The sequence below is a fragment of the Candidatus Nitrosopumilus sp. genome (assembly GCF_028278985.1).
Classification (GTDB): Archaea; Thermoproteota; Nitrososphaeria; order Nitrososphaerales; family Nitrosopumilaceae; genus Nitrosopumilus.
Window position 1 is genome coordinate 19061 of sequence record NZ_JANQTA010000031.1, and the last position, 25954, is coordinate 45014.

Genomic DNA, 25954 nt, shown 5'->3' on the forward strand with positions numbered 1-25954 from the left:
CAAGAATTTCATCTATGTGTGAAAATAGTTCTGTTTGCATTAATTCCTGTAATTCTTTCAATGGGAATTCTACCTGCTTTCTCTTTACAACCTGAAGATATTGAAACTGAATGTAGAGATGGTCAGGTTCTAGTTTTTAGAACAAATAGTATGGATTACATCTGTACAAGTCAATCTGCTGCATCTCTTTGGTCTCGTCTTGGAATGGCAGAGATTGTATCTTTTTCTGATGTAAAAATAGAACCTGAAATTCCTGAAACTACCGAAGATGTAGTGCCTGAAATGCCATCTGAAAGAGATCCTTTGTTAGGTATTGAAACAATTGAAACCCACAAAGGTACTATCACACTAGATCATGATTATCTGACTCCTGAGTCTGCAGAACTTCTTGATGATGAATTACTATATCTCAGAGCCGTTCAAGTTTATCATCTTGCATTACCTGCAGTAAGTGGTGCTGGAATTTTTTATGAGCAACATAAAGTAGGTGCAGCTCCTGGTGATGTTGTTTATTGGTCTGACTTTATGAATTCAGAAATTGATTTGCTTACTGGAAACACATCTGTTTTGTATTTCATGAGTCTGCAAGATCTTTCTGATGGGCCCATTGTAGTCCACATGCCAGAAGGAAATCTTCAGGGACATGCTGATAACATTTACCAACAAGTAATTACTGATTGGGGAATTGTAGGTCCTAATGAAGGAAAAGAAGCTTATTTCTTATTCCTTCCTCCTGGGTTTGATGGTGAAATTCCATCTATCTTTAATGATGAAACTGAAAATCATTTTGTTTTCCAATCTGATACAATGCAAATTATTACAATGGCACGTGCATTTGTCAATGCTCCTGATAAAGCAGCTGCTGAAGATCTAATCACTAAAGTAAATATTTTCAAATTATCTGAACTTGATAATCCTCCCAAAGTCAAATTCATCGATGTAAGCGGTGAGTCTCTAAAACTTTCATATCCTACAACTGATGGATATTGGGAATTACTTCATGAAGTTTATTCTAAAGAAACAGTAGTTCGACCTGAAGACAAAAACTTGGTTGGATTGATGCATACTATTGGAATTGTACCTGGAGAACCATTTACTCCTGATGAACACACTAGAGAAATTTTGGATAAAGCCGCAGTAATTGCAAATCTTATGGCCCGCAATATTGCGTTTGATTCACCTGTCAAAGAACCCTATCTATTTTGGCCTGACAAAAATTATGAACTTGCCTTTATGACAAAAAATCCTCGATATGAAGATGAACGAGGAGTAACACAAATTGAACAAAGAATGTCTTTCATGTATCAAGCCATTACCACTGCTGAAGCAATGGTGTTGGAAATGATTGGAAAAGGCTCAAAATATGTTGGAACTTATCGTGATTCCAACGATGAGTTCCTTAAGGGCTCAAACTTGTATCACTTGAATATTCCTGCCAATGTTCCAGCTGAAAACTTTTGGTCTATTGTAGTATATGATGCAGAAACCCGTTCAATGATTAATAATGGATTACAACCATTACCTGGAATTCGTTCATTAGAATCTGACAAACTGTTGGTAAATGAAGATGGTTCTTACGATGTCTACTTTGGCCCAGAAACTCCTGAAGGTTATGAAAGTAATTGGATCAAAACCAATGAAGGAGATGGTTTCTTTATCTATATGAGATTCTATTCTCCAACTGAATTTTATTTTGATAAATCTTGGCAATTACCCGAAGTTGTAAAGATTGAAAATTAGGGTATTGTGAAATGAAATCTTTTTCAATATTTTTGTCTGTTTTACTAATCGCTTCATTTGGTTTTTCATTTTCTGCGTTTGCAAATGATTCTGAAATTCCTGAATGGGTCAAAAATAACGCAAAGTGGTGGTCTGAAGGAACTATCGGTGAGTCTGATTACATTAGTTCTTTAGAATATCTTATTGTTAATGGAATAATTGATGTTCCTATTCCGATTACCGAAGTAACTGCTGCACAAACAAAATATTCTGATGAAGAACGTGCACAATCATTTAGAGTAACAATCTCAAATATCGTTGAACCCTTACCTGTCCATTATTTTGAAAAATTTGAATTATCCACCTCTCAACCAGGTGATGCTGATGATCCTAGAGGCAGAATGTATGATTTTCGAGATACATCCCCTAAATTCTTTCTAGAATCACTTCCAAGTGCTGATAAACGAGGATTTTATGCATTTGTTGCAGATTGGATGGATAGGGGAGATTCACTAAATGAATTTGATATTGATGTTGATGTTCTTGATGGTCAAAGCAATGTAATTCAAACATGGGAATTCGAAAAATGTGAAATTACTAGTTATGGAACTTATCTGCAAGATACTACATTCATCTATCAGTTTTCAGGAATTCAGGATTCAGAAATTCGAGACAGAACAAATTTTGAATGCGTAGGAGTTCATTTATCTTCTCCTGAATCTTAGATATTTTTTTGAATTAGATTTGCCTAATTAGACGATCCTAATTTTCGCAAGTCTTTTTAATTGAAATTGATATTCATATTACAATGAGAATTTCACCAAAAATGAAAAAAGCAATCAATGATCAAATTGCCATGGAGTATGGAGCATCAAGCACATACATGGCAATGGCTTCTTGGTGTGAGGTGACAGGTTACCATGGTGGTGCAAGTTACTTTTATGCACAATCAACTGAAGAGCGTGATCATATGCTAAAGTTTGTAAAATATCTAAATGATATTGGAGCTACTGCAACAATTCCTACTGTAAAAGCTCCTGCAAGTTCTTACAAATCATTAGAGGGTTTAATCAAAACCGCATTAAAAAATGAACAAGCTGTTACTAAAGCAATTCATAAAATTGTAGACCTTGCACACAAAGAAAAAGATCATTGTAGCTATGCATTCTTAGAGTGGTTCGTAAATGAACAAGTCCAAGAAGAAACAAAGTTTGAGGATCTATTGCAAAAATTTGATCTTATTGGAAGAGACAAATTGGCAATAAATGAAATTGACAAAATTTTGGCCTCTCAAGCTGGTGCTACAGATTCTGCAGCATAGACTCTAGTCTGCTGATTTACTTTTTTTTCACTTTATTTTTGAAAATAAAGAATTATTGAATTGTGAATTTTGTTCCTAGGGTTTTACCCATTACCTGAAGAGCGTATCTGCAGACATTGGAATTCAGTGTAAAAAATCCTCTAAATTTACCATCTTCAAATTCTTCAGCAATAAGACCAAATGGGCCATAAGGACCTCTGGTAATCACTGTCCAAACATTTGCAAGATTGGTATTTTTACAACTCAAAAATTTGGCATTTGGGATTAATTCCTTGTTTGGTATTGATTTATCATAATCTGCAACTATCCAAAGTTTTGGAATTTCTTTTGCCATAACTTGATATCTCTTCTTTACAAAAGAAAATCTTGCAATTTTCTCAAAGGTTGCAAGCAATGGTTCATTGTGCTCTTGAGCATACTTCTCAATCATTTTACTAAGATTGTACAAAGGCTTTCTTTCTGCAACAAAATTGTGATAACCTGCATCTATGAATTGTTCTAATTTCCATTTGGGGAGATTGGAGTTATCTAAATTGTGCCATTCTTCAAGCTGTGGGAACTCTTCCCAGACTTGATTCACAAAATGTGTGTAGGGATTATCCATAAGTGATTTTTCATTTTACAAAATATAAGGAAAGTATTTTTTTGGTAACTAGTGCCAATACTACATCATCCCTTTTATTCAATTCTTTCATAATTTATTCTGTATGACAAGATATGAAAAATTGCTTGACATGTTAATGGACTTTAACAATACAATTCGATTTGCTGCAATAAGTGACACCTCTGGAAAAATTTTGTGGCATTCAAAAAGAAATGATGTAGAAATTAAAATTCCTCTTTCAGAAACTAAAAAAACACTAGTTCGTGAGGCTGATGAGTGGGTAGAACGATGCAAACTAGAGGAAAAAAATAATCTTGGTAGGGCAATGTATCACATTACATCATTCAAAAAAATTAAACGAATTACAATTCCAATTGATGCATTTCATTTGTTACTGATCAGTGTTGACAATGAGCCGCTAAAAAAATCCAAGAAGAAAAGTTATGGAAGACTAGTTGAGATGGGAAAGATAATGTCTATTGTGGATTTTGTAAATACATTTGAATGAGTTGGCACTATATGAAAAATCTCAAATCCTTATTACTGAAAATGCCGGTGAGTCATTATGGATAAGAATGAAAAACTTTTGAATATGATTATGGACTTTAACAAGTCAGTTAGATTTGCTGCAATATGCAATGACCAAGGTGAAATTCTTTGGAACAGCCAAAGAGAAGGTGTAAAAAATATCGTTCCCTTGGATGAAACAAAAAAAGCTATCAAAAGAACTATTGATGCTTGGGAGGAAAACTCTAAAATTTCAAACCAAGTTGGCTCTGGATTATACTCGATTGCATCCTATGAAAAAATTAAGCGTGTAAGTATTCCTTTGGGTCGTGGACACGTATTGTTTCTAAGTATTGATAATACCGCAAAGAAAAGTTCAAAGACAAAAAATTATGGAAATATTGCCGATATGGGTCATATTTTGTCGATTGTTGATTTTATAAAATCTCAAAAATAGTTTCAAGTAGATCTAGTTGATATTTTGAGGGTGATGATTTTTGGTTGATAACAAATCCGTTTTAGTCACAGGAGCCACGGGCTTTATTGGAACTAGACTAGTATCCACACTTACTGAGAAAGGATATTCTGTATCTGCCTTGGTGAGAAATGGTAGGCATACAAAAGTAAAGACAAAGGAAATTGTTGGGGACCTTACCAGCGACACTCTGCATTTTGATGATTGTTTTGATTGTGTGTTTCATTTGGCTTCATGCACTCCATTAGAAAAAAATGCCAAAGTACTGGAAAATGTGAACCTTACAGGCACAAAAAATCTCTTTAATGCAATTAATGGCAAAACAAAGTCTTTGATTTATGTCTCTGGTTTAGGGGTATTTGGAGAACCAGGAGATAAAATCATTGACGAGTCTCACCCTCAAAATCCTAATACCAAATTTGTTGACATTAGATTGAAAGCAGAAAATTTCTTAAGAGAAAAGTGCCAGCAAAATGGAATTAATTTTTCAGTTGTATATTTTGGAGACGTTTATGGTTCAGAGGGCTGGTTTTCAGATATTCTTGCAAAAAGATTACAAAAAAAATCATTCAGAGTACCAGGTGGAGGAAAATATTTCAAGGGATTTGTTAATGTGGATGACGCTGTTGGTAGTATGATTGCAATTTATGAAAAAGAATCATTTGGAGAATCATTTATTGTTGCTGATTCTTCTCCTGTCTTTTTCAAAGATTTTGTAAATTATACTGCAGATCAATTGGGACAAAAACACCCTGGCAGCGTTCCTGTTTTTCTTGCAAAAGCAGCATTGGGTTCGGATTTAATTAAACTTCTAACAACATCCATGAAGGTTTCAAACAAAAAAATTTCAGAAATTTATTCTTTCAAATTTCCTTCTTACAAAGAAGGAATTCCAAAAGTAATTTCAGAAATGAAAGAAAAAAATATCTTACTATGATTTTTTTTGATCTTTAAGATATTTTAAAAAATAATTAATATCCCATTATTTTTAATCACTTCATGACTGTTACAGTAACAAGAAAACCTGGAGGAATTACACAATTATTCAATACTGAAACAGGCCGTGTTACCTACAAATGCAAGGCAGATTCTGCATTTATGCTCATTGAGGCCTTTGGTGGAATTGTAAAATTCAATCAAAAAGGTGCAATTGCAACAGTTACAGGCCACATTACAGCACTAGAGTCTTGTGATGTTCTCAAAAAAGGTCATCCTGACTACAAAGAAGCACTAACTGCAATAGTCGCTGCTCACAAAGAATTTGCACAACAGGCTTCAGATTCCTGTCAAAACGAAATCAAAGAATTAGAAAACAAACTATCTGGTCTCTAGGTTTCAAATTTTTCACATTTGCATCCTCTTACAATGCATTTCCCATTTCCATCAAGATGAACTGAACTGTCATGATAACATCCAGTTTTTCTATTACTGCATTTCATAAACTACTCATTTCCGAATCTTTTTTTCTAGGAGGATCGTGCACTTTTCCTATATGTAATGCCAACTCTATAACATCTGAGCCAAAATCCAAACCACAATATGCACATTGAAATTTGTACTGGCTTGACATGCGTTTTTGTTTTTTTACAATATTAAATAAATTTAATCTAATTTTTTATCCATAAATTATGCAATGCTCACATTCACAATTATCTTGTTTTTTTGCTTTCTGCAAACAATTTTTGTGTTGTCCAGCTTGACATTGAACACAAATTTCTTCTAAATTTTCAACATCGGTATATTTTTTTGATTGATCAAATCCAAATCCGCCATCCTGTGGTCCAACCATGTATTTACAGCATTTATGGACTATTTTTACTTTAATTGATAGAATCTGTAATTGTCTTCATTAGTTCTGTCTTATGTGTCTCTATTATTCCTCTGATCTCAAAAGTATCAACATATCCACCAGCTGATGCTCTTGTTGCCTTTAGTAAATAATGCAATGCACCTTCTTCAATTTTTCCAACATAATACCCGTAAAGAAAATCAATTTCATTTTCACATTTCCAAATTTGTTTGACGTTTGGAAAAGTTTGTTTTATTTCAGTTGGAATCTCTTGAATTCTTCGTGAAATGTATTGGTCTAGTGATTTTCTAATTGAAGAGTCTTGTAACACTGCAAAGTAAATCTGATAGCTTGTTTTTAGTCCTTGTCTTCCTTGTGGTCTTCTGGCTTGTCCCACATGTGCATAGTTCCTCGAATCATAAATGAACCAACAATTATTGCCACTAGTCCGCCTATGATGAATACAAAGAATTTGCCTACATCTTTGATACTTGCCATTACTTGTTATCTATGTCTAATCTAATTATAATTGTCTGAATGATTCAATTAGATTCAATAGTAGGTTTGAAAAAATTTCTTTAATGTCTAAAATCAAACAAATTGCCGCATGGGTGGCAATTATTGGTGGTGGGATAGGGTTTTTCTTCTTCTCTCAGTTTATGGCTGAAGTCATGCGTTAGCATTGAAAATTAATACATCAAAGTTTTGATAATTTTGTAGTCATGATTACATCTGAAATCAAAGCATTTTTGGATTTACACAAGTTAGGATATGTTGCCACTGTTTCTGAAGATGGAATGCCCAATCTTTCTCCAAAGGGAACCATAATTGGATGGGATGAAAATACACTTGCATTTGCAGATATTCGTTCTCCTGACACTATGAAGAATTTACAGTCAAATCCAAATGTGGAGATTAATTCAATTGATCCTCTATCAAGAAAGGGATATCTTTTCTCAGGTAAAGCCAGAATTCTAAATGATGGAAGTCAATTTGATGAAATTATGTCATTTTATCGTGATAAAGGCATCAAAAGTCCCATAGGGTCTATTGTTCTAGTAGATGTCTCAAAGGTCTCTGAAGTGACTTCTCCACTATATGATATGGGACTCTCTGAGGATGATATTAGGGCAAAATGGAAAAAGCATTTTGAGAATCTATGATTCTGATTTTAACTTTTCAAGTTCTTTTCTAGTTTCAGCATGTGCTTCTCTTTCTTTTTCTAAAAGATTCTGAACTGTATCAAGTTCTTTTTGAGTTGTACTTAGTTTTGATTTTAAAGAACCTACAACTGCACTTGCAGCTTCAATGACTCCTGAAGATACATCTTTTCCAGTTTCGCCTTCTATGAATTTTCTTTCTTTAGGAGTTAAAACACTTGTATCTTGGAATTGATCTTTTTTCTCTAGTTCTTCTTTAGCATTATACAATCTTGAATTTGCTTCTTCAAGTTCTTTTTCGACATCAATTTGCTGTTTTCTAATTAAATGAAGATCTGACTGTCCTTTGGTCATTTCTTCCTTTACTTTTTCATGCTCTTTTGTCATTTCTTCAAGCTCTTTTTTGATTTTCTCTAGTTCAGCTTCAGTTTTTACAAACTCAGTTTGTTTTGCATCATCTTTGATTCTATCTAGTCCTTTGATTTTCTCTAAAATTGATTTATGTTCTCTTTGTGCAACATCTAATTCTAATTTTTTCTGGTTTAGCTCTTTTTTTACCATCATTAAATTACTGATGGTAGCGTCATACTCATCTTTTACAATTTTCACTCGTTCTAAGAGTTGGTCTCTTTCTGCTTTTTGCTCTTTGACTTGAAATTCCAGTTTTTCTAATGCTGTTAGTAGTTCTCCTTTACGTGGTTCGTCTTCGTTTTCTTTTTTTAGACTCTCTTCAGCATATCCTTCTTCCTTCTTTTTTCCAAAAAATCCCATTTCTCTCTTACACCTTTCTTTGTCTTCCTTTGATAAATTTCAGATAAAACCCAATTGCTCCAATAATTATTCCCCCGATTAATGAAACTGTGCCTAATTCAGGCATACTTGGATAGATATTTGGGGCCAAAAATAACAATAGTGCACCAAAAATTATGAGTGCAAACCCTCCGCTGTTTTTTGATCTGTTGTGTTCGCTATGAGCCATACCTATACGTATTCTGAAATTGTTTTTGCAACCTGCTTTCTTCCAATATCTGAAATGAATGGACCTATCTTTGGACCTCTGGATGTCCCTAAGATTATCTGATACAATATTTTGAAAAAGTCTTTTGGTTGCACATCATTTGATTTTGCAATCTGGTAAATTGTATTTTGAATATCTTCAGGCTCTTCATCTCCTCCCAATTTCTCAACAAGAATTCTTAATGCCTTTTTAGCAGTTTCATCTAAATCAATTTCAGTTTTTTCTTGTTCATCAAATTCATCTGAGTAATTTCCTGCAATCTCAATTAGCTCTTCAATTTCTGGTTCTGGATTTTTAATTACTCCATAGTCAAGGAGTTTTTTCATTACCCTGTCTTTTCTATCTTCTTTGAATATTTTTGATAGTTCTACTAGTAATCTGTAGTTGACATGTGTACTTGCTTGCTTTGGTGGATTCAACAAGTTGACATATTCATAGAGTCCTTTTGATTTTGTCAGCTTTGCAGGATTATCTACCTTGATTCTTCCAAAATAGATGTCTTCTAATTCATTATATTCGCCCATCAATGATGGTATGTCTTCTAAACCTAATTCTCTAGCTCCTGTGATTCTCTTATACAACAATAGCAAAATTGATTTTGGACTTCCAAATTCCATCCATCTCTGTGCTGTTAGAACATTACCCAAAGATTTTGAAATCTTTTTTCCTCCTTTGTCTAGGAACATTTCATATTTTACATGATGAGGATGTGGGAACTGTAAAATTTCATCTGCAACCCAATCATTTACTTTAACTGAATCCATGATGTCTTTTCCATATGCTTCAAATCTAATGTCAAATGCAGCCCATCGTGCAGCAAATTCTACTTTCCAGGCTAGTTTTCCCAAGTCTTTTGTGATATCTGCTTCTCCTTCATAGCAGCACCCTTTGACCTTTTTTCCACCAATTTCTACATCATGACATCTGTACTTTACCTTCTTTTCATCAGCAATGTACTCTATTGCCTCTGCTGTGTAGAGGCGATTACATTGTGCACATACTGGAAAATATGGCAAATATTTTTGATATTTTTCTTGTCCTACTAGTTCTGCAATTTTATCTCCAATCTTGGTACTGTTTTGCAAAATTGTATGGATTTGGTCTTTGAGTAATCCCTTTTCGTAAGTTTCTTTAGCACGTCTGAATTCATATTTTATTCCGACCTTTTCTAATCCCTCTAGGAGGATGCTACTCATGTGCATTCCATACGAATCATGTTCTCCATAAGGATCTGGAATGAGTGAAACTGGTTTTGCAATATGTTCTTCTAATCCAAAATCTTTCATTCCTTCTGGAATCTTTCTTAGTCCATCAAGATCATCTGAATATGCAATTAATTCTGATTTGTATCCTAAATTCTCTAATGCAAGTTTAACACCATATGCTCTAACTGCATCCCCTAAACTTCCAATATGGGGAATTCCTGATGCCCCGAGACCACTTTCCACTCTTAAAACATCTGTATTTCTGCCAAGTGATTTTTCTCGTTCTAATAATTCATGTGCTAATTTGTCAATCCAAGTTCCTTTACCTATGATTTCTTGTTCAGACATTAACTAACTCAACTCTTTTGCCATGTATGGCCCATATAACGAATACCCTAGTTTTTGATAATACTCTCTTGTTCCAACTGCACTAATCACCAAAAGTTTCTTTGCATCAAACTCTTCTTTTGATATTTTCTCAGCTTCTTTCATCAACTTTTTACCAAATCCAGAATGTTGAATTTCATTTTCCTCCTTTTCTCCAATCTTCAAGGATTTACCATACACGTGTAGTTCTCTCACAATACATGTGTATTTGACTTCATCCCTATGTGCATCATCACTTGGTTTTCTTAATCTCAAAAATCCATAAATTGATTCATCTTCGTCTTCAAATGACAAGAATACTTCTTTTCCTCCTGATGAATCATAATCTACCCGTGTTAGTTTGATGTCTTTTTCTTCTGGATTGGATTTTGTCAATCCTGCCTCTCTACATCTAATGCATTTGCAAGACAAGCCATGTTTGGCAAGATTTTGGAGCACTATTTGTCTGAGATTTCCTGCTTTAGGCCCTGCAATGATTTCATTTGGAGAAATTTCTCTTTGTACACGCATGATTCTGACCCACTTTGGAATGTCCTTTTTTACTTCAGTTAAGACATTGATCATATCTTCATTGGAATATGGAGTGTATTTTCCAAGTTTGTATTCTTCATACATTGGAGTATTTTCAATAACTAGTGATGGGTATATCTTTAACATATCTGGACGAAGGTCTGAATCTGAAAATAATTTCTTAAAATCTGCAACATCTCCTTCTGGTGTCATTGTAGGAAGGCCTGGCATCATATGTGCAACTAGTTTGTAACCTGCATCCTTTGAAATCTGAAATGATTCAACTACATCTTGATAGTTGTGACCTCTGTTTACAATCTCATAAACTCTTTCTTGAAGAGATTGAACCCCGATTTCAATTCTAGTAATTCCATAATCTAACATCCAATCAACATGTTCTTTTTTGCAGTAATCTGGTTTAGTTTCAATTGTAAATCCTACATTTCTTATTGAAGCGCGTTCGTTGTTTTGTTTTGCTTCCTCTAGTGTTTTTGAATCTGTTCCGTTTAATGCATCATAACAGGATTTGATAAAATTTTCTTGATAGTCTTTTGGCATAAACAAAAATGTTCCACCAACAATAACAATTTCCATTTTTGATGGGTCATGGCCAAATGCAATTAGTTTATCGATTTTTGTTGTAATTTGTAATTTAGGATCATATTCATTTTCTATTGCATTTAGTGTGGATGGTTCATTTCCGGTGTAACTATTTGGAGAATTAAATTCAATACCTCCTGGACAATATGAGCATCTTCCATGTGGACATGCATATGGTTTTGGCATTAATGCAACTACTGCAACACCTGATGCCGTTTTTGCAGGTTTTTTGAGTAACACTTTACGTAATTGCTCAAATTCTGAATTTTTTGCAACTGATAAAATTTCATGATTTCTTGGAATTCTATCAAGAGAATATTTTGCACATATTTTTTTGATTTCTTCTTTTACTTGTTTTCTACTAGGTTTTGAAAATGTAAGCAAATTTTGAGTAATCTCATTACATGCTTTGTATAATTCAGAATCTAGCTTATTCATGACTGCTCAATTCGATTTAGACATAAATTCGTTAAATAATTTGGCTTATTTTGTGCCTATCTTCGCCTGGTGGTTCGTTTTGTTTTTGATGCTCTTCTAGCTGGTTTTCTCTTTGCTACCTTCTTCTTTGCAGCAGTCTTTCTAGCTGGTTTTCTCTTTGTTGTGCCAGCTGCCATCTTCTTTATTTGACTAAGATCAGTTAGAATATTTTTGATCTCTGCTAACATGTTTGCTCTAAATTGTTCGTTAGTTGTTTCTGATGACATGTAATATTTTGATGACCATCTCTGATCAATTTAAGACTTTATGATGAATTATTCTGGTTTTTGTTCTATTTCTTCACTTGGCGGATCATCGCCTTTTTTCTGTTCTTTTCTGTATTCCATCTTCAACCAAATTGGTGTGATGATGGTGGTTACTGCTACCATGATTACAATTGTTGAATATACTTCTGAAGTTAGAACTCCTGCAGTGACTCCTACTCCTGCAACAATCAGCCCTACTTCTCCTCTTGAAATCATTCCGATTCCTACTCTTAGTCCTTGAGCTTTGCTTTTCAAAAAGAACATTGCAGGCAGTCCACATCCAAATAGTTTTGTTGCAACAGCTACTGCTATGACTGCTCCGCTTAACATCAGAATGTTAATGTCTACTGCTCTAAGATCTACTTGAGCTCCAATGATTGCAAAGAATAATGGTGCAAATATCAGACCTATCTTTCCGATGAAATTCTCTACTTTTTCGAATACTTTGGTAGTGGATAACGCCATTCCTACTGCAAATGCCCCTACAATCGGTGACAATCCAATTGAACCTGCAAGTGCCGCTGCACCAAAGAACGCCGCAGTTGCGATTCCTTCAACACTACCTTTGGCCTTCCATAATCTTGGTGTGATGACTCTGGGTATTACAATTACAGCAACAATCAGCATTATTGCAAAGAATCCAAGTACCTGTAGAATTGTAATCATTACATCTGTAATCTCGATACTATCGATTCCTGCATCTGAGCCCGTAATTGAAATTACTACCGATAACACTGCAATTGCTAAAATATCATCAACAACCGCTGCACCAATAATTAATCTAGCTTCGGGAGTCTTGATTTTTCCAAACTCGTTTAACACCTGAATCGAAATCGCTATACTTGTCGCCGTCAGCGCCGTCGCAATTAACATTGATTCTAACGCTTCGAATCCAAATACGCCAAATACTGCAAACCCTGCAAAAAATGGAACAACAACTCCTAATGTTCCAACTGTAAATGATGCCTTTCCCCCTCTAAGGAATTCTTTTGGAGTCATTTCTAATCCTGCCATAAACAAAATCACGATTGCACCCATCTCACCTAGAATCTTAATCTCACTGTTGATTTGCAACAATTGTTTTCCATCAATTACAAAGAATTGTCCAAGTGCAAATGGACCTACTATCATACCAGCTAACAATTCACCCAAAACTATTGGGAGCTTTAATCTGAGGAAAAGTTCTGCCATCAGTTTGGCAGCAAACAATAGAATTCCTACTCCGATAATTGTTTCAATCAGATGTGCCTCTGCTGCCATTTTACCTATTATGGCTGTTAAAATGTGTCATATAAGGTGATATCGTGTCGAAAATTATTTTGCATGCGTTAAATTTTTCAATTGAAGATCAAACTGCCTACAACTAGTCCAATTACCACAACTATGGTTGCCATTCCAAGTTTGAATGGTAAGCCGTTTTTGTTCACAGTGTAATTGTACCTTTTTTCCTTAATATTGTTAGGCTATTTTTGTAGAGTTTACAAAAACGCCTTTTTTGGATATTATTTGTCCTATTTCTTGGCTGACGATCTTGTGTTTTTTGAAAATTGTTTTGATACGTGTGGCTTGATCTTTTGGTGCCACAACACAGAATCCTACACCCATGTTGAATGTCTTGTACATCTCTTCAGGCTTTACTCCTTGCTCTTCTACCAATCCCATTATTGGTGGAATCTTTGGAAGTGAATCTATTTCATATCCTATCTTCTTTAGGCGTAAAAGTTTGGTAAATGCTCCGCCTGTGATATGTGCCAAACCGTTGACTTTGCATTTGTCGATTATTTCTAAAACTGGATTTGTATAGATTTGAGTTGGTTTTAGTAATGCATCTCCAATTTTTCCAACTCCTTTTACTTTATCTTTAACAGAATATTTTCCTAGTATTGCTTTTCTTGCCAATGAATATCCATTTGAGTGGATTCCTGTACTTTTTGCTCCAATAATCACATCTCCTGATTTGATTTTATTTCCTAACACCATCTTTTTCTTTTCAACTAATCCTACCACCATCCCTGCCAAGTCAAATGCAAATCCTTTCCCTTCAATTACATCTGGCATGATTGCAGTCTCTCCACCTACAATTGGCATTGCAGATTTTTTTGCACCTGCAACTAATCCTTCTACAATCTTTTTGAAAATTTGTTGATCATTTTTGTTTGCAGCGATATAATCTACAAATGATATTGGTGTTGCACCGATACAAATTATGTCATTTACATTCATTGCAACACAATCAATTCCTATTGTGTTGTATTTTTTCATCATATTTGCAATTACAACTTTGGTTCCAACTCCATCTGTATGTGTTGCCAAAAGTTTTCCTCCTGGAATCTCTACGATTCCTGCATAATGTCCAAAACCATGTGCAATCTTTGCTTTTTTCTGAAGTTTGTGAGTTGATGCGATTAATTTCCCAATTGCTAATTGACTCTGTTTGATTTTTGAAATATCTACCCCTGCTTTTTTGTATGTCAGAGCCATAGTTTGATGCGTATTTGCTTTGAATAAAAGAATTTGCTTACTTATTCGATCACATGTACATGCCAGCTATCTCTTCTCTATGTTCTACATATTTCTGAGATAATTCACTAAATTCTGAATGAATTCTCTCTTTCTCTTCTTGGAGTTCTGTGGTGTCGATATTCATCTCATAAAATCGATTTAGGGCCTCAATCAGGGTTGCAGCTGCTCCTGAATCAGGGGCTACTTTGTTTGCTTTTGCTAATAGTGTCAAACCTTGAATCTCTCTTACTAGGCATTCGTTTAGTATGCCTCCTGGAATTCCTGTGATAAATCCCTGTGGAATCATGCTGATATCTTTGTCTGCCATTGTTCTTACCAAATCTTCTTCTGCAGCACAGTATGCTTTGTCGTCATGTTCGTTGCTTGCAACTCCATCTAAAATGACAATTTCTTTTGAGCCCTTTTCTGCTGCCCAATCTAAAATTGTAGATACTAGTGAATACAGCCCTTCCATCCTTAATGTGATTTCACAAATTATTGCACAAACACTTCCTTCTGGATTTGCATAGAATCTAAATGGATGACGTAGTCTTCCTCTCATAAAGACAGTTGATGGTGGGAGATATTTTGATCTCATTACACCAATTTCTTCCATTTTTAATTTCTCTATGATGTGATTTATTGCAACAGGTCCAACTAGACCTGCCCCTACAAATCCTGCAAAAATTATTGGATTTTTTAGTTCTGTTTTTTTTATTTCAAATACTTCGGCATCTGGAAATTCTTGTTGCACGTTTATCGTCGATTTGTTCTGTCTAATTACTATACTCACTAAGTATTTTGTACTCTTTTTGTTAGCTGTTTTTCTGCATAAAGAGACTCAACATGGTTCGTCCCTTGTCTGTAATTGAATAGATCACATTAGATCCAACTGCTTCTTTTTCTATAAAGTTGTAGTCTACACACAAATGAAGATAGTTTAGAAATGATTTCTTCATTCTGATCTTTGATTTTGAATACAATTCTGAAAACGTCATTGGGTTTCCTTTGAGTTGATACAATAGTTTCAACAATGACAAAGTACTGTAGTCTTTTGTCCTTGCTTTTACTGCATCAAGGATTTGCTCGTCTCTTTTTATTATGAAATCTTCGAATTGATCTGCCACCTCAAGTGGTACATATGTTAGTCTTGCTCGCATCATACCGTATGGTACGGTACTTTACCTTATTAGTCTTTAACTTGAGCTTTGTTGATCTTTCTAGCTGGTTTTTTTACACCTATTTTTGTGCCTGAATTGATATTTCGTATGACCGATCAAATACTAATGCTGAGAATGACCTTACCGCATAAATAAGACATTTTTTGGAAAAAATTTGTGAAGAAGATAGAGGCAGTTATCAAACGAAGGAATTTTCCCACTATCAAATCTAAACTGGGTATAGTTGGAATTTACATAATTGATAAACGAAATCTTGATGATAGCAATATCTATGATGAATCAAAAGGATCAAGAGCAGGTTCAACTGGTCTAAAATCTATTCCTCTTGCAAAAATTGAGATGGTAGTTTCTGACAAAGATGCAAGACAGGTTGTAGAAATGATTTCATCTCATTCAGGGTTGACTTCTGCACATGGTGGTAAAATCTTCGTCTCTGAAATGGAAGAAGTAGTTGATATGGGAACTCTTGACGGAAATCAAGACCTTGAAATTAATTCTGAAGAAAAACTTGAATCAAAACAATTACCAAAAAGAAGTAGATTTGTTCCATTACAAAAATTCACATTGCACAAATTACAAGTAATTTATGAAGAAAACAAAGAGACATTGCGCAGTGATTATAGAATAAAATCATTTAGTGACTTTGTAAATTATTGTATAATGAAATCAATTCCAACTTTAGAAAAACAATTAAAGAATCCTACAATTGTTTACGAAAATAATTTTGGCGATTTTTAGTTTCTAGAAAATATAATCTGAAAACAACCACATTGCAACTAGTGATAGACCTACTGCTGCCATAATTAATTTGGCAATTGATATTTTGGATATTTTCATAATAAGAATAAGAGAATAGGTGGTATAACAATTATTCCACAAATTGCAACAACTTTTGGGTAGTCTTTAGGTCTGATAGGCTGCATCTTTTCTCTGTGGAATAGTTTGCTTTTTCGTAAGTTCATTATTCTTCCTCTAGATAGTTTCATCGCCTTCGTGGCCAGATGAAATGTCTACTGCACGTAAAATCTGTGAAACAAAGATTTTTCCTACTCTTCCATGTTCTTTGATAATTGAAATTACTTCATCCTCTGTATCCTCAGAAACGATTGCTTCCATTTTGAACTTCTCACTGAATTGAGGCACAAAAATCTCACTACCTTTTGAGGCGTGAATTTCGGGACCTGGGTTCTTACCTCTTCCTCTAACTTTTGATACTGTAAGGCCTCCAATACCAATTTTCTTTAATGCCTCACTAATTGCCATGACATCGTTATTGCCAAGGATTACTTCGATCTTTAACATTTGATTTCATTGTGTCATCTTTACAAATATAATTTCTGATTTTGATATTCAAATGATAATCATTTGCTAATCAAATTTAGTCATTGTTATTAATTTAAAACGAAAATTTTTTTCAATGGTTCTTGATTCTGGAGATACAGCATGGATGTTAATTGCTGGAAGTCTTGTACTGCTAATGATCCCCGCATTAGGTCTCTTTGAATCAGGACTTTTACGAAAAAAGAATGCTGCATCAATTTTCATGCAGATCTTCTTTGGTTTGGCACTACTTAGTGTTATGTGGTTTGTATTTGGATTTAGTTTATCTTTTAGTCCTTCAGAGCATGGTTTGATTGGGGATATGCAATGGACATTCCTCAAGGGTGTTCCATCTGATGATTCTCTAGACTTTGCTCCAACAATTCCTGGAGTGTTGTTTGTAAAATTCCAATTGATGTTTGCATGTATTACTCCATTGCTTCTTACAGGAACCATTGCTGAAAGAATGAAGTTCAGCTCCTTTATCATATTCATATCTGCATGGTCTATCTTGATCTACTATCCACTTGTACACTGGGTATGGGGTGGCGGTTGGTTAGCCCAATTAGGTGTCGTTGACTTTGCTGGAGGTATAGTAATTCACACTAGTGTTGGTATGGCTGCATTAGCTGCTGCATTGGTACTAGGTAGAAGAAGAAACTATGGTCCTGCCATAATGATTCCTCATAGTATACCACTTGCTGTACTTGGTTCTTCGCTACTTTGGTTAGGTTGGTTTGGTTTCAACGCTGGAAGTGCCTTGGCAGCATCAGGTGGTGTTGCAGGAAATACTGTAATTGTTACTCATATGGCTTCATCCGTATCTGCTCTAATTTGGGCAGGGCTTTCATGGATTAGAACTGGAAAACCATCTATTGTTGCAACAATTAATGGTGCAATTGCCGGACTTGCTGGAATTACTCCTGCATCTGGATTTGTTAGTGCAGAACATGCCTTTGTCATTGGAATTGCAATCGGTGTAATCTCATACTCTGGTGTAGTATTATTCAAAGAAAAACTAAAGATTGATGACGCACTTGATGTCAGCTCTGTTCACGGTGTTGCAGGAATTGTAGGTTCTCTTGCAATTGGAATCTTTGCAAGTACTATGATTAATCCTGGTGGCGTTGATGGCTTACTGTTTGGCAATCCTGATCAGCTATGGATTCAAGCTGTTGGTGTTGGTGTAGCTGCGGCAATTGGATTTGGAGGAACATGGATTCTGATGCAAGTGATTAAACATCTAATTGGAATTAGAGTCTCGCCAGAAGTTGAAGATGTTGGATTGGATATTAGTGAACATGCCGAATCAGCGTACTCTGACGAAGAAGAGTTTATGCTTGACATGGATGAATACACAGAAAATCTTCAAGAAAAAGATGAAATCTTTAGAAAGAAGAAGTAGTTGATGAAACTCATGGCAACAAATTATGATGATTTATCCCAGCAAGTTTTAGATTTAGATTCTGATGTTCGTTTTGCAGGTGTTGCAAATAGTAAAGGTGAGCTAGTTGCAGGCGGACAACGAGACAACGTAGAAGAAATGCTGTCAGGAGATGATGTCAAAATGTCAATTCACTATGCATTACAAAAACGAGAACTTTATACAAATTTAGCATACAAGATTGGTGCTGAAAAATCATCCATCACTGAGTATGGCAAAGTCACTTTGATTACTATTCCAATAAACTCTAATGAATTATTCTTGATCAGCACCCAACCAAGAGCTGATTATTTGAAAATCATCGATTTTGTTCATTCTCATATTTCTGAAGAATCAAAATAAGATATTTTGATAGAAATTGGTTGTTTTGTGCCTAAAATCAGGCTCTAAATGAGCTTGAATTGTTACATTTGTGAAATTATAGTATATTATCTCCTTTAAACTAGCCATTTCTCAAATTTGTTTGTGGAAGTAATAGTAAGTGCAGCCCTAACGGTAGTTGGATTGGTTATGTTGTGTTTTGGAGGCAACTGGCTAGTTAGTGGTGGTGCATCAATTGCAAGAAAATTCAGAATTAGTAATTTAGTAATCGGTATGACCATTGTTGCATATGGTACATCAACTCCTGAATTAGCAGCAAGTATAGCTGCAGCTGGAGAACATAGTGCAATCATTTTAGGAAACATCGTTGGAAGCAATATTGCAAATGTTGGAATGGTGATTGGAATTGCAGCAATTATAGTTCCACTTGCAGTCCAAAAATCTGTTTTAAGAAAAGAAATTCCAATTATGTTGGGTGTTTCATTATTACTTGTTGCAATTTCAGTTGATGGAGAATTAACTCAGTATGATGGAATTCTACTACTTGTTGGACTCGGTGTTTTTGCAGTTTACACATTCAAAGATGCAATGAAGCACCGTGAAAAAAAATCCAAAGAAGAACCAGTACCTGAAAAGAGTAATTTTTATCTAAAATCAATTGGTCTAATTGGACTTGGAATAGGTTTTCTCTATGTGGGTGCATTTCTAACTGTAGACAATGCAGTTGTATTGGCACAAGAATTTGGTTTATCTGAAAAAATTATTGGTCTTACTGTAATTGCAATCGGTACTTCCCTTCCTGAATTAATTACATCAATCATGGCAATCAGAAAAGGCCACACTGACATTGGAATTGGAAATATCATTGGTAGTAACATCTACAACATTTTGATGATCATGGGAGTTGGTGCAGCATTAGGCGGTGTAATGATTTCTGCAGATGTCTATGTTGATTATGTAATAATGATTCTGTTTAGTTTGTCTATATTGATAGCAATTAAAACTGGAGTGATAGGTCGTGCTATGGGTGTGTGTTTGGCAATAGGATATGTTGTATACTTGGCAGTCACATTTTTCCGATAATTTGTGCCTATTTTAGATGGAATTTACAAAAATATTTTCGGCCTTTATTGAAGGAGTAATTGAGGGCAAAGATGCCCATTGAATTACATTCTGTTGATTATTACCTATTGATGAAATATTCTTTAGCATTGTTGGAAGATTGTGTATGATTCTAACTGATTTGCCGGGACCAATAATATTTCCATCTCTGATAATTCTAATCCCACTTCTTGCAGTACATGAAAAATCCCCTTTGATTGGATTTACTGCATAAGTGTACCATAATCTGCTCACAAGAATTCCTTTTTTTGTATTTTTTATCATCTCTTCTTGTGATGTATCACCATTTTCTACTTTCAAATTATGTGGAGCTGATATGGGTATTGGTTCTGAACTTCTTCCCATTGGTGAACCCATTCTTAATCCGTTTCCTGTGGATGCGGAATTTTCTTTGTAACTATCATACAAATTTGCGTATGTATTTTTGAATATTCCTTTTTCAACAAGTTTTTGTTGTTTTGTTTCAGTACCTTCATCGTCAAATGATTTTGAACCAATTCCGTTTACACTGTGTGGATCATCAGTCAAACTAAAACCATCTACTGCAATTTCTTTTTGAAAATTATTTGTAAAACAACTTTTCTTTTCTAAAAACGTTTTAAAATTAAAGTTTGCAGCAATAACAAAAGCTAATAGTTCTCCAACAGAATATGGTTCAAAAATTATTGAATACTCTCCAGAATCAATTTTTTGAGGATTTATGGATTCAAGACACATGATTTTTGCATCTTCTCCTATTTGTTCTGGTGAAAAACTATCTAATGTTCTCCCACTTGCATGACCTATTCCTGAAACTGGAATTGTACTTTTTTCTGATTCTGCATTAATTATCGCAGAAATGTATGTTGATTTTTCATCCAAAGACAATCCATTTGAATTTGACAATTCAAAATTTTCAGATACGATATTTAGAGAACCTGTGATTGATGTAATTTTCTGATCAAGTGTTGAATTTATCAATTTTTGAGCAATATCTGCTGCTTTTGTGCCTGAAATTTCATCTAATTTCTCATCAAATATTCCTTGAATTTCTCTAAAATTAGATTTTGATGGTAATCCTTTCCAAAATTCTCTTTTTTTCAGTGTGCCCAGATTTTTAATTGAATTGCTAATTGCATTTGGAATTTCATCCTGGTTTGTTGTTTCTATTGAAGCAATTTTTTTGTCATGAATTATCCTTATTCCATAATTTACATCAAAATTCTGTTTAATTTCTGCAATCTCTGAATCTGTTATTCTGGCAGTTGTTATGTTCTTTTTTAGTTCTATAACTTCACATTCATCAATTCCTTGATTCTTAGAATGGTTTAGTGCCTTTTCTAAGGCAGACATTTACTTTCTCCTAGGATTCTTGTAATTGAATTTGTTAATCTTTATCAGCTCAACGTAGGAGCCAAATTGTGATGTGTCTGTTACTTTATCTAACTCTTCTTCGACTTCATTAGTTCCATTGAATTTTTTTATGATGTTGTATTGTGTGTCTCTTTCAGCTGGTATTCTTCCTATCTCTTTTACCATTCTCCTAATCTCTTTTGGTCTAAGTAATTGTCCGTGTTCTGAACCTGCAGATGTTGATATGCTTTCATTAATCAGAGTTCCACCAAAGTCATTTGCACCCCACATTAGCAGTAACTGTGACATTTTTTGACCTTCTTTAACCCATGACATCTGAATGTTGTTGATGTAATTGTTTAGCATAATTCTAGCAACTGCATGAGTTAACAATACATCATTACCACTTGCCCCTTCTCTGATTCCTTCATGTAATTGATGCTTGTACATTGGAGCTTCAGATGGAATAAAGTTCAATGGAACAAACTCTGTAAATCCTCTAGTTTCTTTTTGAATATCTCTTAGTTTGGCAATATGGTTTGCTCTATCTTCTATTGTTTCTAAATGTCCAAACATCATTGTAGATGTTGTATTAATTCCAATTTTGTGTGCTCCCTTGATTACACGTTCCCAATCTTCAACACTAATTCTTCCGGGTGAAATTTTGTCTCTTAATTTTTGGTCTAAAATTTCTGCAGATGTGCCTGGCAGTGTATTTACTCCAGCATCTTTCATTCTACTCAAAAATTCTTCAATAGATACTCCTGATCTTGTTGCACCATATAGAATCTCTTCCGGAGAAAATCCGTGAATGTGAATATCTGGAATTTCTTTTTTGATGTCTTTGCATATGCTCTCGTATAATCCTCCCTCCATATCTGGAGGTAATCCTGCTTGAATGCATACTTCGGTTGCACCTAATTGATGAGCCTCTTTAGCACGTCTAACAATTTCCTCGTTAGGTAGAAAGTATCCTTCTTCTTCTCTAAAATCCCTACTAAATGCACAAAATCCACATTGTTTTATGCAGACATTTGTAAAATTGATATTTCTGTTGACCACATACGATACAATATCTCCTACTCTTCTTCTTCGAAGCTCATCAGCAACTAGTCCTACGAGATGAAAATCAATACCTATTGTATTGTAAAGTTCTACTCCTTCTTTTGCAGAAATCTCTTTTTCTGATAAGGCATTATTCAAAATCTCAACAACGACTGGATCTGCATTTTTGAAAAGTTTCTCTAAATTCATCTCCAATACTCCTCTTTTACCAGTCCTGCCTCATTTTCAATCAACTTCATCTTATCTCTTAACTCTTTACTTAAAGACGAAAAGAATTCAGGATACACTGGGAATCTGCATCCCAATTCAAATCCTGCATCTTTTGAATAATTATCTACTCTACTAATTTCCGGCCATGAAAATTCTGGATTTACAAAGTCTGGTGTTAATGGAGAAATCCCTCCCCAATCATTAATGCCTAATTGTAAAAAGTCTTGGTATGATGCTGGTGATAAATTTGGAGGAATTTGTATATTCATTTCTGGCATTATGACTCTTGATAATGCAACTATTGTCTTAAAGTAGGTTTGATCAGCTGAAGGGCTATCTCTCATTCTAGTATCTTGCTTTGGTTGAAAGTTTTGAATAATTACTTCTTGAATATTCCCAAATTGATTGTGTAGATTTTTGATTGCTAAAAGTGAATCAATTATCTCCTCGATATTTTCTCCAATACCAACTAGAATCCCTGTTGTCATTGGAATTCCTAATTTTCCTGAATTCTCTAATACTTCCAGTCTTGTTTTTGGTCGTTTGCTTGCAGCCAAATGATGAGGCATTCCTTTCTCAGTTAATCTATCACTGATATTCTCAAGCATAATTCCCATGGATACGTTGGTTTTCTTTAATTCTTTTAATTCCTCAAATTCTAAATTTCCTGCATTAGTATGTGGGAATAATCCCATTTCTAAAGCCATTTCAGATGCATGGACAAGATATTCTGCAGTTGATTTGAATCCATTTTCTTTTAACCAGTCTCTTGCTTCTTGATATCTTTGTTCTGGTCTTTCCCCTGTTACAAATAATGCTTCTACACATCGATATTTTTTTGCTAACTCCAAAACATCTTTGATTTGTTGTTTTGACATAAGAGATAATTTCTCTTCTCCGGGTTCAGCTTTGTATGTGCAATAAGAACATGTGTCTTTACACATATTGATAATGTTAAAAAATGCTTTTTTAGAAAAAGTAACAGAATTTTTTTTGAATTTTTTTCTTAAATTCTGTGCAGCTGAAAATAATTCTCTAGAATTTTTTGTAGAATCATTATAGATTTCTAAAATTTCCTGACGAGATATTACTTTGTTCTCTAAAACATTGTTTAAGCTCTCTGAGTTTAATACAAGCTTGTTCAACAGAAAGATTCTTGTCTAGAAGTATTTATGCTTGTGCAAAATGTTTTTCAAAAATATTTTTAGATTTTTGATAATGCTAGTGCTAAGACGCTGTGAGAATTCCCTTCCTTAAATATGGTTTTTGCATATCGGTTATCATGAGTACAACTTTAACTGTTGAAGAACATTTTCGGATTTTTCTCAACAATGTAATGAATTCACATCCTACCATTGATCCTGAGCTTCTAATTCGTGTATTGCTGTTTGAACTAAATCTAAAAAGATACATGGGTCCAGACATTCCCCATGTCAATCTTTATGTCAATTATAAAGATGGAATCGACTTACATCAAAAACAAGAAGAAGGTAGAGACAAGTATCCAATCGAAGTATCTGCTAGTAGATGGGAAGATGGAGTCATATTCTCTGGTTTGATGGGAGTTAGACACATTGAAAAGATAGCATCTGATCCTGACATCGTAAAGATTACTGGAAAAGCTACTCCAAGACACAATTAAAGGAGAATTTATGAAATGACAAAATTTCTAGATCCTATTTACGAGAAATTCCCAGGATTACAAAAAGAAGAATTAGTTGATATTTCTGATGGGAGTGTTTTCAATACACTTGATGACTATCTAAAAATTGAGCATCTAAGTTTTGACAAGGTCAAAAGACCTGATCTATACAGACTAAGCATGCTTATTGAAAACCATGCAGCAAGAGCATATGAGCCCCTAGTTGCAACTTTTGAAACAGAACATCTCTACAAGTATGTTGAGGAAAGATATCTCAAACTAATTCGAGACATTCCAAAAACTTGGATCATTGGAGGTTTTGACAATCCATTTTTTGCACCAAGAACTCCTCCTGATAAAACTGAAATTTTGACATGTGCTGGAACAAATCTTCAGGATATGTGGATCGTTCTTTCAAAAAATCATAATGGAATGTTTGGATTGGTAGCTGAAGATTTGGGTGGTGTTGAAAAAGGTGATTGGTTTAGAGGTTTCTTTACATCAAAACAACAAGTTCTTCAACTTGTAGTTGATAAAATCAATGAAACAATGATGACTGATATTGATTTTTTCAATGACAAATTAAAAGAAGAGAAAATTTAATCTATTTTTTTTCTTAGTTTCAATTAGGTCTTTCTTGTAGTACAATTGTAACATTAGTTGTTCTACCATCTCTTAAAATCTCTAAAACCATTTCATCCCCAACTGATTTTGCTCTTTGTAAATGAATCAAAATATCGTCAATCTTTCTCACTTCAAGCCCATCAACTGCTAGAATTACATCTCCTCCTATTGGATATGTTGTTCCTTCAACATCAATTGTTTTTTCAGAACCAATTAATCCTGCTTTTGATGCTGGACTGTCTTCGACAACTGTAACAACCAAAAATCCTACAGCATCTTTCAATCCTAATGCTTTTGCCATGTCTGGATCAATGTCTCTACCTGATATTCCAATCCATGGATGCATGTATTCACCTTCTTCAATTAAAGTTGGAACAATTTTTGCAACTGTCTGTGATGGAACTGCAAATCCTACTCCAGTAAATTCCCCAGTAGCCGATTGAATTGCAGTGTTGATTCCAATAATTTCTCCACGCATATTCAATAATGGTCCTCCTGAATTCCCTGGATTAATTGCAGCATCTGTTTGAATAATGTCTGGAATGGAATATCCTTCACCTGAAGGGAGCAGTCTTCCTAATTGACTAACAATTCCTGATGTCATTGAGCCTGATAAACCAAATGGATTTCCTATTGCAGCTATTTGTTCACCTACTTTGAGATTTGATGAATCTCCTAATGATAGCGGTTTGAGCAATGCCAAATCTGCATTAACTTTGATTACTGCAATATCTGTAAATTTGTCAACACCAACAATGTCTGCATTATATGATCTCCCATCCAAAAATGTAATTACGATTTTCTTAGCATTACTAACAACATGCTCATTTGTAATGATGTGCCCTTTCTTATCAAATACAAATCCTGAACCAACTCCTCCTGTTCCTTCTGTTGACTCAGCTCTTTGAACATTTACTCTGACTACTCCTGGTTCTGATTTTTCAAAAATATCTATCAGTGAAAGTTTTGATTGGTAAAGTGGTGTTGTTTCTCCAACGGTACTTGCTGAATGTCCATTACTTACAACAATATCTGGTTTGACTGTTTCTGGTGGTGCCACAAACAATACTGCAAAAATCACTGCTACTATAGCTGCACCAATTGCACCGCCAACTACAATTCCTGATTTATCCAAGAGGATCTCTCTTTTTCA

Annotated in this window: 32 protein-coding genes; 14 read left to right on the forward strand and 18 right to left on the reverse strand. The window is 34.5% G+C overall.

Annotated elements, in window-relative coordinates:
- Positions 1–18: 18 nt before the first annotated feature.
- The 3 genes from Q0941_RS09840 to Q0941_RS09850 all read left to right on the forward strand — a co-directional run bounded on the left by Q0941_RS09840 (position 19) and on the right by Q0941_RS09850 (position 3040).
- Positions 19–1740: a DUF1254 domain-containing protein gene (locus Q0941_RS09840; protein ID WP_299293672.1), complete on the forward strand. Its 1722-nt coding sequence runs from the start codon at positions 19–21 to the stop codon at positions 1738–1740.
- An 11-nt stretch (positions 1741–1751) separates the two neighbouring features.
- Complete coding sequence (locus Q0941_RS09845) at positions 1752–2444, forward strand: hypothetical protein (protein ID WP_299293674.1); 693 nt, start codon at positions 1752–1754, stop codon at positions 2442–2444.
- Between the two features lie 83 nt (positions 2445–2527).
- Positions 2528–3040: a ferritin gene (locus tag Q0941_RS09850; RefSeq protein WP_367277492.1), complete on the forward strand. Its 513-nt coding sequence runs from the start codon at positions 2528–2530 to the stop codon at positions 3038–3040.
- Positions 3041–3092: 52 nt separating this feature from the next.
- On the opposite strand, the gene Q0941_RS09855 is transcribed toward Q0941_RS09850, so the two are convergent.
- The gene (locus tag Q0941_RS09855) at positions 3093–3620 is read right to left on the reverse strand and encodes a hypothetical protein (protein ID WP_299293680.1); all 528 of its coding nucleotides are present in this window, start codon (positions 3618–3620) and stop codon (positions 3093–3095) included.
- 127 nt (positions 3621–3747) lie between these two features.
- On the opposite strand from Q0941_RS09855, the gene Q0941_RS09860 reads away from it, so the two are divergent.
- From Q0941_RS09860 to Q0941_RS09875, 4 genes are all read left to right on the forward strand, one after another.
- Positions 3748–4152, forward strand: a complete 405-nt coding sequence (locus Q0941_RS09860; protein ID WP_299293683.1) for a hypothetical protein — start codon at positions 3748–3750, stop codon at positions 4150–4152.
- A gap of 57 nt (positions 4153–4209) precedes the next feature.
- Complete coding sequence (locus tag Q0941_RS09865) at positions 4210–4608, forward strand: hypothetical protein (protein WP_299293686.1); 399 nt, start codon at positions 4210–4212, stop codon at positions 4606–4608.
- Between the two features lie 40 nt (positions 4609–4648).
- On the forward strand, positions 4649–5563 hold the full coding sequence (locus Q0941_RS09870; RefSeq protein ID WP_299293689.1) for an NAD(P)-dependent oxidoreductase: 915 nt from the start codon (positions 4649–4651) through the stop codon (positions 5561–5563).
- A gap of 62 nt (positions 5564–5625) precedes the next feature.
- Positions 5626–5958, forward strand: coding sequence for a hypothetical protein (locus Q0941_RS09875; protein ID WP_299293692.1), 333 nt, complete (start codon positions 5626–5628; stop codon positions 5956–5958).
- Positions 5959–6241: 283 nt separating this feature from the next.
- Here the strand turns inward: Q0941_RS09875 and Q0941_RS09880 are convergent, their stop codons facing one another.
- From Q0941_RS09880 to Q0941_RS09890, 3 genes are read right to left on the reverse strand one after another with little or no spacing between them, the layout of a single operon-like run.
- The gene (locus tag Q0941_RS09880) at positions 6242–6415 is read right to left on the reverse strand and encodes a hypothetical protein (RefSeq protein WP_299293695.1); all 174 of its coding nucleotides are present in this window, start codon (positions 6413–6415) and stop codon (positions 6242–6244) included.
- A gap of 31 nt (positions 6416–6446) precedes the next feature.
- Positions 6447–6746 carry a hypothetical protein gene (locus Q0941_RS09885; protein WP_299293869.1) on the reverse strand — a complete coding sequence of 100 codons (300 nt, stop codon included), beginning with the start codon at positions 6744–6746 and terminating at the stop codon, positions 6447–6449.
- A gap of 26 nt (positions 6747–6772) precedes the next feature.
- Positions 6773–6913, reverse strand: a complete 141-nt coding sequence (locus Q0941_RS09890) for a hypothetical protein (protein ID WP_299293697.1) — start codon at positions 6911–6913, stop codon at positions 6773–6775.
- 224 nt (positions 6914–7137) lie between these two features.
- On the opposite strand from Q0941_RS09890, the gene Q0941_RS09895 reads away from it, so the two are divergent.
- Positions 7138–7578 (forward strand): pyridoxamine 5'-phosphate oxidase family protein, encoded by a 441-nt coding sequence (locus Q0941_RS09895; protein ID WP_299293700.1) that lies wholly within the window; start codon positions 7138–7140, stop codon positions 7576–7578.
- Here the strand turns inward: Q0941_RS09895 and Q0941_RS09900 are convergent.
- From Q0941_RS09900 to Q0941_RS09940, 9 genes are all read right to left on the reverse strand, one after another.
- Complete coding sequence (locus Q0941_RS09900) at positions 7573–8346, reverse strand: DNA repair protein (protein WP_299293703.1); 774 nt, start codon at positions 8344–8346, stop codon at positions 7573–7575. The genes Q0941_RS09895 and Q0941_RS09900 overlap by 6 nt on opposite strands.
- A 7-nt stretch (positions 8347–8353) precedes the next feature.
- On the reverse strand, positions 8354–8554 hold the full coding sequence (locus Q0941_RS09905; protein WP_299293706.1) for a hypothetical protein: 201 nt from the start codon (positions 8552–8554) through the stop codon (positions 8354–8356).
- A 2-nt stretch (positions 8555–8556) separates the two neighbouring features.
- Complete coding sequence (lysS, locus tag Q0941_RS09910) at positions 8557–10146, reverse strand: lysine--tRNA ligase (RefSeq protein WP_299293709.1); 1590 nt, start codon at positions 10144–10146, stop codon at positions 8557–8559.
- A 3-nt stretch (positions 10147–10149) separates the two neighbouring features.
- Complete coding sequence (locus Q0941_RS09915; protein WP_299293712.1) at positions 10150–11733, reverse strand: elongator complex protein 3; 1584 nt, start codon at positions 11731–11733, stop codon at positions 10150–10152.
- Between the two features lie 56 nt (positions 11734–11789).
- Complete coding sequence (locus tag Q0941_RS09920; protein WP_299293715.1) at positions 11790–11999, reverse strand: hypothetical protein; 210 nt, start codon at positions 11997–11999, stop codon at positions 11790–11792.
- Positions 12000–12047: 48 nt separating this feature from the next.
- Positions 12048–13298, reverse strand: coding sequence for a cation:proton antiporter (locus Q0941_RS09925; protein WP_299293718.1), 1251 nt, complete (start codon positions 13296–13298; stop codon positions 12048–12050).
- Positions 13299–13496: 198 nt separating this feature from the next.
- Positions 13497–14519: a phosphoribosylformylglycinamidine cyclo-ligase gene (gene purM / locus Q0941_RS09930; RefSeq protein ID WP_299293721.1), complete on the reverse strand. Its 1023-nt coding sequence runs from the start codon at positions 14517–14519 to the stop codon at positions 13497–13499.
- A 49-nt stretch (positions 14520–14568) separates the two neighbouring features.
- Positions 14569–15294 carry a PAC2 family protein gene (locus Q0941_RS09935; protein WP_299293724.1) on the reverse strand — a complete coding sequence of 242 codons (726 nt, stop codon included), beginning with the start codon at positions 15292–15294 and terminating at the stop codon, positions 14569–14571.
- 61 nt (positions 15295–15355) lie between these two features.
- Positions 15356–15703, reverse strand: a complete 348-nt coding sequence (locus Q0941_RS09940; RefSeq protein WP_299293727.1) for a hypothetical protein — start codon at positions 15701–15703, stop codon at positions 15356–15358.
- A gap of 174 nt (positions 15704–15877) precedes the next feature.
- On the opposite strand from Q0941_RS09940, the gene Q0941_RS09945 reads away from it, so the two are divergent.
- The gene (locus Q0941_RS09945; RefSeq protein ID WP_299293729.1) at positions 15878–16459 is read left to right on the forward strand and encodes a P-II family nitrogen regulator; all 582 of its coding nucleotides are present in this window, start codon (positions 15878–15880) and stop codon (positions 16457–16459) included.
- Between the two features lie 234 nt (positions 16460–16693).
- Here Q0941_RS09945 and Q0941_RS09950 read toward each other — a convergent pair whose 3' ends face one another.
- Positions 16694–17023, reverse strand: coding sequence for a P-II family nitrogen regulator (locus Q0941_RS09950; protein WP_299293732.1), 330 nt, complete (start codon positions 17021–17023; stop codon positions 16694–16696).
- A 115-nt stretch (positions 17024–17138) separates the two neighbouring features.
- Between Q0941_RS09950 and Q0941_RS09955 the strand changes: the two genes are divergently transcribed.
- The 3 genes from Q0941_RS09955 (at position 17139) to Q0941_RS09965 (ending at position 19889) form a co-directional block, all read left to right on the forward strand.
- Positions 17139–18446, forward strand: coding sequence for an ammonium transporter (locus Q0941_RS09955; protein WP_299293735.1), 1308 nt, complete (start codon positions 17139–17141; stop codon positions 18444–18446).
- Positions 18447–18449: 3 nt separating this feature from the next.
- Entirely contained in the window at positions 18450–18827 is a 378-nt protein-coding gene (locus tag Q0941_RS09960; RefSeq protein WP_299293738.1) for a hypothetical protein, read from the forward strand.
- A 123-nt stretch (positions 18828–18950) separates the two neighbouring features.
- Complete coding sequence (locus Q0941_RS09965; RefSeq protein WP_299293741.1) at positions 18951–19889, forward strand: calcium/sodium antiporter; 939 nt, start codon at positions 18951–18953, stop codon at positions 19887–19889.
- A gap of 12 nt (positions 19890–19901) precedes the next feature.
- On the opposite strand, the gene Q0941_RS09970 is transcribed toward Q0941_RS09965, so the two are convergent.
- Genes Q0941_RS09970 through cofG form a run of 3 tightly spaced genes read right to left on the reverse strand, consistent with a single transcriptional unit; the run spans position 19902 to position 23680 of the window.
- Positions 19902–21260, reverse strand: a complete 1359-nt coding sequence (locus Q0941_RS09970; RefSeq protein WP_299293743.1) for a TldD/PmbA family protein — start codon at positions 21258–21260, stop codon at positions 19902–19904.
- Positions 21261–22520: a 5-amino-6-(D-ribitylamino)uracil--L-tyrosine 4-hydroxyphenyl transferase CofH gene (gene cofH / locus Q0941_RS09975; protein WP_367277493.1), complete on the reverse strand. Its 1260-nt coding sequence runs from the start codon at positions 22518–22520 to the stop codon at positions 21261–21263.
- The gene (gene cofG / locus Q0941_RS09980) at positions 22511–23680 is read right to left on the reverse strand and encodes a 7,8-didemethyl-8-hydroxy-5-deazariboflavin synthase subunit CofG (RefSeq protein WP_299293749.1); all 1170 of its coding nucleotides are present in this window, start codon (positions 23678–23680) and stop codon (positions 22511–22513) included. The genes cofH and cofG overlap by 10 nt, the downstream gene beginning before the upstream one ends.
- A 137-nt stretch (positions 23681–23817) precedes the next feature.
- Here cofG and Q0941_RS09985 point away from each other — a divergent pair, with 137 nt between their 5' ends.
- Positions 23818–24177, forward strand: coding sequence for a hypothetical protein (locus tag Q0941_RS09985; protein WP_299293751.1), 360 nt, complete (start codon positions 23818–23820; stop codon positions 24175–24177).
- Positions 24178–24192: 15 nt separating this feature from the next.
- Positions 24193–24780, forward strand: a complete 588-nt coding sequence (locus Q0941_RS09990; RefSeq protein WP_299293753.1) for a hypothetical protein — start codon at positions 24193–24195, stop codon at positions 24778–24780.
- Between the two features lie 19 nt (positions 24781–24799).
- Here the strand turns inward: Q0941_RS09990 and Q0941_RS09995 are convergent, their stop codons facing one another.
- Positions 24800–25936 (reverse strand): trypsin-like peptidase domain-containing protein, encoded by a 1137-nt coding sequence (locus Q0941_RS09995; protein WP_299293756.1) that lies wholly within the window; start codon positions 25934–25936, stop codon positions 24800–24802.
- Between the last annotated feature and the right edge of the window lie 18 nt (positions 25937–25954).

Bases quoted from the DNA above. Each gene is read 5' to 3' on its own strand.
- Q0941_RS09845 (WP_299293674.1), top strand. From the start codon at position 1,752: ATGAAATCTTTTTCAATATTTTTGTCTGTTTTACTAATCGCTTCATTT.
- Q0941_RS09850 (WP_367277492.1), top strand. From the start codon at position 2,528: ATGAGAATTTCACCAAAAATGAAAAAAGCAATCAATGATCAAATTGCC.
- Q0941_RS09865 (WP_299293686.1), top strand. From the start codon at position 4,210: ATGGATAAGAATGAAAAACTTTTGAATATGATTATGGACTTTAACAAG.
- Q0941_RS09900 (WP_299293703.1), bottom strand. From the start codon at position 8,346: ATGGGATTTTTTGGAAAAAAGAAGGAAGAAGGATATGCTGAAGAGAGT.
- Q0941_RS09920 (WP_299293715.1), bottom strand. From the start codon at position 11,999: ATGTCATCAGAAACAACTAACGAACAATTTAGAGCAAACATGTTAGCA.
- Q0941_RS09880 (WP_299293695.1), bottom strand. From the start codon at position 6,415: ATGGTTGGACCACAGGATGGCGGATTTGGATTTGATCAATCAAAAAAA.
- Q0941_RS09875 (WP_299293692.1), top strand. From the start codon at position 5,626: ATGACTGTTACAGTAACAAGAAAACCTGGAGGAATTACACAATTATTC.
- purM (WP_299293721.1), bottom strand. From the start codon at position 14,519: ATGGCTCTGACATACAAAAAAGCAGGGGTAGATATTTCAAAAATCAAA.
- Q0941_RS09990 (WP_299293753.1), top strand. From the start codon at position 24,193: ATGACAAAATTTCTAGATCCTATTTACGAGAAATTCCCAGGATTACAA.
- Q0941_RS09860 (WP_299293683.1), top strand. From the start codon at position 3,748: ATGACAAGATATGAAAAATTGCTTGACATGTTAATGGACTTTAACAAT.
- Q0941_RS09905 (WP_299293706.1), bottom strand. From the start codon at position 8,554: ATGGCTCATAGCGAACACAACAGATCAAAAAACAGCGGAGGGTTTGCA.
- Q0941_RS09915 (WP_299293712.1), bottom strand. From the start codon at position 11,733: ATGAATAAGCTAGATTCTGAATTATACAAAGCATGTAATGAGATTACT.
- Q0941_RS09955 (WP_299293735.1), top strand. From the start codon at position 17,139: ATGGTTCTTGATTCTGGAGATACAGCATGGATGTTAATTGCTGGAAGT.
- Q0941_RS09940 (WP_299293727.1), bottom strand. From the start codon at position 15,703: ATGATGCGAGCAAGACTAACATATGTACCACTTGAGGTGGCAGATCAA.
- Q0941_RS09970 (WP_299293743.1), bottom strand. From the start codon at position 21,260: ATGTCTGCCTTAGAAAAGGCACTAAACCATTCTAAGAATCAAGGAATT.
- lysS (WP_299293709.1), bottom strand. From the start codon at position 10,146: ATGTCTGAACAAGAAATCATAGGTAAAGGAACTTGGATTGACAAATTA.
- Q0941_RS09895 (WP_299293700.1), top strand. From the start codon at position 7,138: ATGATTACATCTGAAATCAAAGCATTTTTGGATTTACACAAGTTAGGA.
- Q0941_RS09985 (WP_299293751.1), top strand. From the start codon at position 23,818: ATGAGTACAACTTTAACTGTTGAAGAACATTTTCGGATTTTTCTCAAC.
- Q0941_RS09960 (WP_299293738.1), top strand. From the start codon at position 18,450: ATGAAACTCATGGCAACAAATTATGATGATTTATCCCAGCAAGTTTTA.
- Q0941_RS09890 (WP_299293697.1), bottom strand. From the start codon at position 6,913: ATGGCAAGTATCAAAGATGTAGGCAAATTCTTTGTATTCATCATAGGC.
- Q0941_RS09925 (WP_299293718.1), bottom strand. From the start codon at position 13,298: ATGGCAGCAGAGGCACATCTGATTGAAACAATTATCGGAGTAGGAATT.
- Q0941_RS09950 (WP_299293732.1), bottom strand. From the start codon at position 17,023: ATGTTAAAGATCGAAGTAATCCTTGGCAATAACGATGTCATGGCAATT.